General features: G+C 61.9%; 7 protein-coding genes. 2 read left to right on the top strand and 5 right to left on the bottom strand.

Going from position 1 to position 5715, the window contains the following annotated elements; translation table 11 throughout:
* Positions 1 to 292: 292 nt before the first annotated feature.
* From VGO04_RS17705 to VGO04_RS17690, 4 genes are all read right to left on the bottom strand, one after another.
* Positions 293 to 1084, bottom strand: a complete 792-nt coding sequence (locus tag VGO04_RS17705; protein WP_327497286.1) for a rhomboid family intramembrane serine protease — start codon at positions 1082 to 1084, stop codon at positions 293 to 295.
* A 75-nt stretch (positions 1085 to 1159) separates the two neighbouring features.
* Positions 1160 to 1738: a cob(I)yrinic acid a,c-diamide adenosyltransferase gene (locus VGO04_RS17700; RefSeq protein ID WP_327497285.1), complete on the bottom strand. Its 579-nt coding sequence runs from the start codon at positions 1736 to 1738 to the stop codon at positions 1160 to 1162.
* A 118-nt stretch (positions 1739 to 1856) separates the two neighbouring features.
* On the bottom strand, positions 1857 to 2060 hold the full coding sequence (locus VGO04_RS17695; protein ID WP_327497284.1) for a twin transmembrane helix small protein: 204 nt from the start codon (positions 2058 to 2060) through the stop codon (positions 1857 to 1859).
* Positions 2061 to 2084: 24 nt separating this feature from the next.
* Positions 2085 to 2918 carry an SDR family oxidoreductase gene (locus VGO04_RS17690; RefSeq protein ID WP_327497283.1) on the bottom strand — a complete coding sequence of 278 codons (834 nt, stop codon included), beginning with the start codon at positions 2916 to 2918 and terminating at the stop codon, positions 2085 to 2087.
* A gap of 154 nt (positions 2919 to 3072) precedes the next feature.
* Here VGO04_RS17690 and VGO04_RS17685 point away from each other — a divergent pair, with 154 nt between their 5' ends.
* Complete coding sequence (locus tag VGO04_RS17685) at positions 3073 to 3981, top strand: YihY/virulence factor BrkB family protein (RefSeq protein ID WP_327497282.1); 909 nt, start codon at positions 3073 to 3075, stop codon at positions 3979 to 3981.
* Here VGO04_RS17685 and gluQRS read toward each other — a convergent pair.
* Positions 3970 to 4851: a tRNA glutamyl-Q(34) synthetase GluQRS gene (gene gluQRS / locus VGO04_RS17680; RefSeq protein WP_327497281.1), complete on the bottom strand. Its 882-nt coding sequence runs from the start codon at positions 4849 to 4851 to the stop codon at positions 3970 to 3972. The genes VGO04_RS17685 and gluQRS overlap by 12 nt on opposite strands.
* 54 nt (positions 4852 to 4905) lie before the next feature.
* Between gluQRS and VGO04_RS17675 the strand changes: the two genes are divergently transcribed.
* Entirely contained in the window at positions 4906 to 5553 is a 648-nt protein-coding gene (locus VGO04_RS17675; RefSeq protein WP_327497280.1) for a DNA-3-methyladenine glycosylase, read from the top strand.
* Positions 5554 to 5715: the final 162 nt, after the last annotated feature.

The raw sequence follows: 5715 nt of genomic DNA, 5'->3' as shown, positions 1-5715 counted from the left end.
TGGATTCTTCCCTCCAAGAGCTTTCGCAGGAAAATGCGCCTTAACGGAGCCGCCTGATTGTCGGTTGGCGACATCGATACGCGTTTTTTCTCCAATTACAATCGCTGTGCATGACGCTAAATCGATATAACCCCGAGAATTAAATTTACTTTTACGTACACGTAAGAATGGTCGGTCGCAAGAGGTTGCCGGTGCCGTGAAGCGACGGGCCGATCGGGCAGCGACGGTGGCGGGCAAGTCCTTGAAATCCCGATCGATCCAAGCCCACAGCCAGGCTCCGGGGGCCGCAGGATCAGGTCTGGCGTCCCCAGGGCATCGGTGGTTTTGCCGCATCGGGCGGAGGCTGCTGTGCGGTCGCGACGGATTCGGCCTTGTGCTGCACGGCGCGCGGCGTGACGATCGTGCGGTCGAAAAGCGGCACGTCCCGGCGTCGCAAAATGACCACCAGAATGAGACCCGCGACGATGCCACCGACATGGGCGCTCCAGGAGACGCCGCTGCCGGGATCGACGACAAGCATGAAGAATTGCTGGCCGATCCAGAAGGCGAGCGGAATGGCGGCAGGCAGCGGCAGGGGGATACGGAAAAACACCAGAACCCAGACGCGAACCTTCGGATGCAGCAGGAAATAGGCGGCGACGACGCCGGAAATGGCGCCGGATGCGCCGATCAGCGGCGCTTCGGAGGCTGGATCGAGGAGGCCGTGCGCAAGCGCCCCGGCGGCAGCGCACAACAGATAGAAGATCAGGTAGCGGACGTGCCCGAGCGCATCCTCGACATTGTCGCCGAACACCCAGAGAAAGAGCATGTTCATGGCGAGATGCATGAAATCGCCGTGCAGGAACGCGTAGCTGACGAAGGTGAAGCCGTCGGGAACAATGACCAGCGATGGGTCGAGCTGGGCGTAGTCGAAGATGAGCGCGGGGATATAGCCAAAGCCAAGAAGGGCTGCGTTGGCGAATTCTTCGGACGCGATAGGCCCGGTGATCAGCCAGACGACGACGTTGATGACGATCAGGCTGATCGTGACGTACTGAACCTTGATGTGCTTCAGGCTGTTCGTATCGTGCAGCGGTATGAACATGCTCTCTCCCGAAGCGCCGTCCTATGTCATAGCCCTCCAGCCGATTGCGTTTGAGGGCTGAATTCGAAGCGGACGTTATCTGTTTTTTCCGGGAATCCAAAGGACGTCGGCTTGACCTTTGTCATTTGCCCATCGGGCGGCAACGAAGAGGAAATCGGAGAGACGGTTGATATAGGCGATGGCTTCGGCGCTAACGATTTCACCGTCGACGTTGGCAAGCGCCACCATCTGCCGTTCGGCCCGCCGTGCAACCGTGCGGGCGACGTGCAGGGCCGCGGAGGCGGGGCTTCCGGCTGGAAGCACGAAGGAGCGCAAGGGGTCAAGCTCGGCATTCAGCCGGTCGATCTCGGTCTCGAGCCAGGTGACCTGTGCGGCGACAATCCGCAGCGGCTCGTATTGCGGCGGTTCGCCGGTGTCGGGCGTTGCCAGATCGGCGCCGAGATCGAAGAGATCGTTCTGGACGCGCATCAGCGCGTTGTCGAGATCGGCGATGCCGGACGTGTGCTGCCGCGCCAGGCCGATAAAGGCATTGGTCTCGTCCACGGCGCCATAGGCATCGACGCGAAGGTCACTCTTTAGCCGGCGCGGACCTGAGACGAGCCCGGTGGTGCCGTTGTCACCCGTCCGGGTGTAGATCTTGTTGAGCTTTACCATTGCGTCGTCATGGTCCTCTGCGGCAATTCCAGGAAAGATGAGAGGCGGCTTTCCGTCCCGAATTGCGTCAAGCCAAGCAATTCCAGGAAATGCGGTTTCTACCCCGGAATTGCGTCGTTCAGGTCGGGCGACCGCCGCCGGTGATCCACAGCGTCAGCATGATCAGCGCGATTGCGATTGCCTGCAGAACCACACGGGCCTGCATCAATTTGTTCGAGGTACTGCCGCTGCCGCCCTTGGCCATATTCAGCAGGCCGCGGATCAGGACAATGACGACCAGACCCATGACGAACAGGGTCAGGCCAGTAAAAAAGCTGGACATGGAACTCATCCTTGCAAGTCACCTTCAGCCGAGCCGGCCGATGATGCGATAAAACAATGCTGCCGGCAGGAGCTTTTTCAAAAGCGCGCCCTGCCGTGCGGGTCTTGTTACAATATAATGCGGTTTTGGCTTCTTTGCCGTCAAAGCGTGCTTCAAAACTGCGTAAACTGCGTCCGGGCCAAGTTTGCCGGAAGCGGGTTTGCTTTCGCCTTTCAGGCGGCGCATCTGGCGTTCGTATTCGAGGCGGTGGACGGAGTTCTTGAGGTCGATAAAGCGCTCGATATAGGTGACGGCGTTGGCGGTGAACCTGGACGTAATCGGTCCCGGCTCGATGAGGCTGACCTCGATGCCGCTACCGGCCAGTTCCATCTTGAGCGTGAGCGACAGGCCCTCGATCGCAAATTTGGAAGCATTGTAGGCGCCGCGCCAGCGATAGGGCACGATGCCGAGAATGGAGGAGCACTGCACGATACGGCCATACCCACGCGCCCGCATCGAAGGGATTACCCGTCGCGTCAGATCGTGCCAGCCGATGACATTGGTCTCCAGCTGAAGCCTGAGCGCTTCGGTCGGCAGATCCTCGACCGCACCCGCCTGGCCGTAGGCGCCATTGTTGAACAGCGCGTCGATGCGACCACCCGAAAGCGCCAGCACCGTATCGGCCAGAGCGGCGATCGTTTCCGGCTTGGTGTAGTCCATCAGGAAGGTTTCAATGCCGTCGTTTTCCAGAGCCTGGCGGTCTTCTGCCCGGCGCACGGTGGCAAAGACCCGCCAGCCGTCAGCCGCAAGGGCGCGGGCGCAATAGGCACCGATCCCGGACGAACATCCGGTGATAATGATTGTGGGGCGATCAGTCATCCGATCGATTCCTGTAGAAATCCTGCCTCCGTTTCCCATATTCATCGGCGGGATACAATTGAATTGCGCGGGCCGGACCAGCCTGCGTTGCGACGTGCGAAAAATGCGCCGCGCGCCCGCTTGCGGGTTCGGGCGATCGCAGGAATGGAGTGGAATGCCGGCGTTCATACGCATCACCTGGAAAGTCGTGTTCGATGCGCTTTGGCATTTCAGCCTCGACGACGGTTGGGCAATGGCGAGCCACGTGGCGCTGTCGTCGCTGCTTGCCGTCTTTCCCTTCCTGATTTTCGGCACCGCGCTCGGCAGCTTTCTTGGCGCCGACCAGTTCGCGCAAACGGCGGTGCATCTCATTTTCGATGCCTGGCCTGAATCGATCGCCAAGCCCGTCGCCGACGAGATCGTACGGGTTCTGACGATCCCGCGCGGCGGCCTGTTGACGCTTTCGGTTCTGGCGGCTGCCTATTTCGCCTCCAACGGCGTGGAGGCGCTGCGCGTCTCGCTCAACCGCGCCTATCGCGTGACCGAAAGCCGCTACTGGTACGTGACCCGACTTGCGAGCCTCGGCTTCGTGCTGGCCGGCGTCCTCATCCTGGCCGCGCTCAGCATTCTGCTCGTCGCGGTGCCGCTGGCCGTGCGTTATGCTGGGGAATGGTGGCCGTGGCTCGGCGGGCTTCTGGCCACAGTCGACAACTGGAGCCTGCCGCTCGCCCTGGTCGTGCTCACCAGTGGACTGCTGGTGTCGCATCTCTGGCTGCCGGACGGCCACCGCAAGGTGATCGACGTCCTTCCAGGCATCGTGCTGACGCTGATCTGCTGGACGATCGGCGCCTACGCCTTTGCGTCCTATCTTGCGACCTTCGCCACCTATGTCTCGACCTATGCAGGCCTGGCCTCGATCATGATCGTGCTGGTGTTTCTCTACATGATCGCGGCGATTTTCATCATCGGCGCCGAGATCAACGCGGCGATCCTGAAGTACCGGGTCAAGCGCATGGTGCGGCGCAGTTTTCAGCTGCGCAACGGGTCCGAGGCTGTCCGGGACGAGCAGGACCTAGACGATTAGCGCCCGGAGCTCTGCGGGCGTGCGGCCATCAGCGCGAAAGGCGGCGATGCCGGTATCCTGATTGCTTTTGGAGAGCTTGCGGCCATCGGCGCCGAGGATCAGCCGGTGATGGTGATAAAGGGGCTCCGGCAGGCCGAGAAGTCGTTGCAAGAGCCGGTGGACCGAGGTTGCATGGTAGAGATCGCGGCCGCGCACGATATGGGTGATGCCTTGCAGGGCGTCGTCGACGACAACGGACAGATGGTAGCTTGACGGCGCATCGGAGCGCGACAGGATGACGTCGCCCCACGCTGCGGGGTCTGCGACGACCGTGCCGGTCTCACCTTCAGGGCCGCTGCCATTTTCGGTCCAGGTCAGGCGATCGTCGCCCATGAGGCTGAGCGCTTTCGCCATGTCGAGCCGCCAGGCATAGGCCTTGCCGCTCGAAAGCAAAGTGGCGCGCTCACCGGCCGAATAGGTGCGCTCGCGGCCCGGATAGACCGGGCTTCCGTCCGGGTCACGCGGCCAGGTCCTGCCAGCGACTTCTACCGCGGCGACCGCCGCCTTGATTTCGCCGCGGGTCAAGGCTGAGGGATAGACCACGCCGAGATCATTCAGCCGCGCCAGCGCCTTCGCGTAGGCGTCGAGATGTTCCGATTGACGGCGCACGGGCTCTTGCCAGTGGAGACCCAGCCAGGCGAGGTCCTCCAGGATCGCAGTCTCGAATTCCGAACGACAGCGCGTCTGGTCGATGTCCTCGATGCGCAGCAGGAAATGCCCGCCCGCAGCCCTTGCCATGTCGTGGTTCAGCACCGCTGAAAGCGCATGGCCGAGGTGAAGCAAGCCGTTCGGGCTGGGGGCAAAGCGGAAAACGGGTGGCGTGTCTGGCATCGTTTCCCTTTGCCATGGAAGCGGTATAAAAATCATCCGCTTTGTGGAGGCTTCATGCGCATCATCCGGACCCATGAGGACATCGAAGCCGGTCTTTCCGGTCTGGTGATGCTCGATGCGCGCCTGGGGCACGTCGTTGCCCGCGCCGGGCCGGTGCCGCTCAGGCGCACCGATCCCGGCTATCGCGGGCTTGCCAGCATCATCGTATCGCAAATGGTTTCGAAGGCGAGCGCTGCGGCGATCTGGCGGCGCATGGAGGAGCGACTTGGCGAGGTCACTGCATCGGGCGTGCTTTCGCTCAGCGACGAGGATTGCCGGGCGATCGGGCTTTCACGAGCCAAGGCCGAGGCGCTCAGGCGGGTGGCCGAGGTGGTGGCCGGCGGCGAGATCGATCTCGATGCGATCTGCAATGTCGAGGCGACCGAAGCAATCCGCGAGCTAACCGCGATCAAGGGGGTGGGGCGCTGGACGGCAGAGGTCTATCTGCTCTTCTGCGCCGGACACCCGGATGTCTTCCCCTCCGGTGACGTCGCGCTGCAGAACGCCATCGGTCATGGCCTGGGTCTCGACCTGCGTCCGACGGCCCGCGAAATTGATTCGCTTGCCGCCTCCTGGTCGCCCTGGCGCAGCATCGCCGCCCGCCTGTTCTGGGCCTATTACGCACAGGAAATGCGCCGCGATGCTGTTCCTGTGACACCTTGAAGGAAAAAGCGAATCCAGCGCGCGCATTTTTGTTTCCGGCTTCACAATCCTGTTGCAACGGGCCTAATATAGAAGGTGCAGATGCCGAATCGATCAGGAGAATACGCTTGACGATTGCAGTCTCACCACAGGCCTTACCAGCGCTCGTCTTGAACGCTGACT

This window comes from Ensifer sp. (assembly GCF_035999185.1).
Classification (GTDB): domain Bacteria; phylum Pseudomonadota; class Alphaproteobacteria; order Rhizobiales; family Rhizobiaceae; genus Ensifer.
Note: the sequence above shows the minus strand (reverse complement) of the source record. Positions and strands in the feature narration are given on the sequence as shown.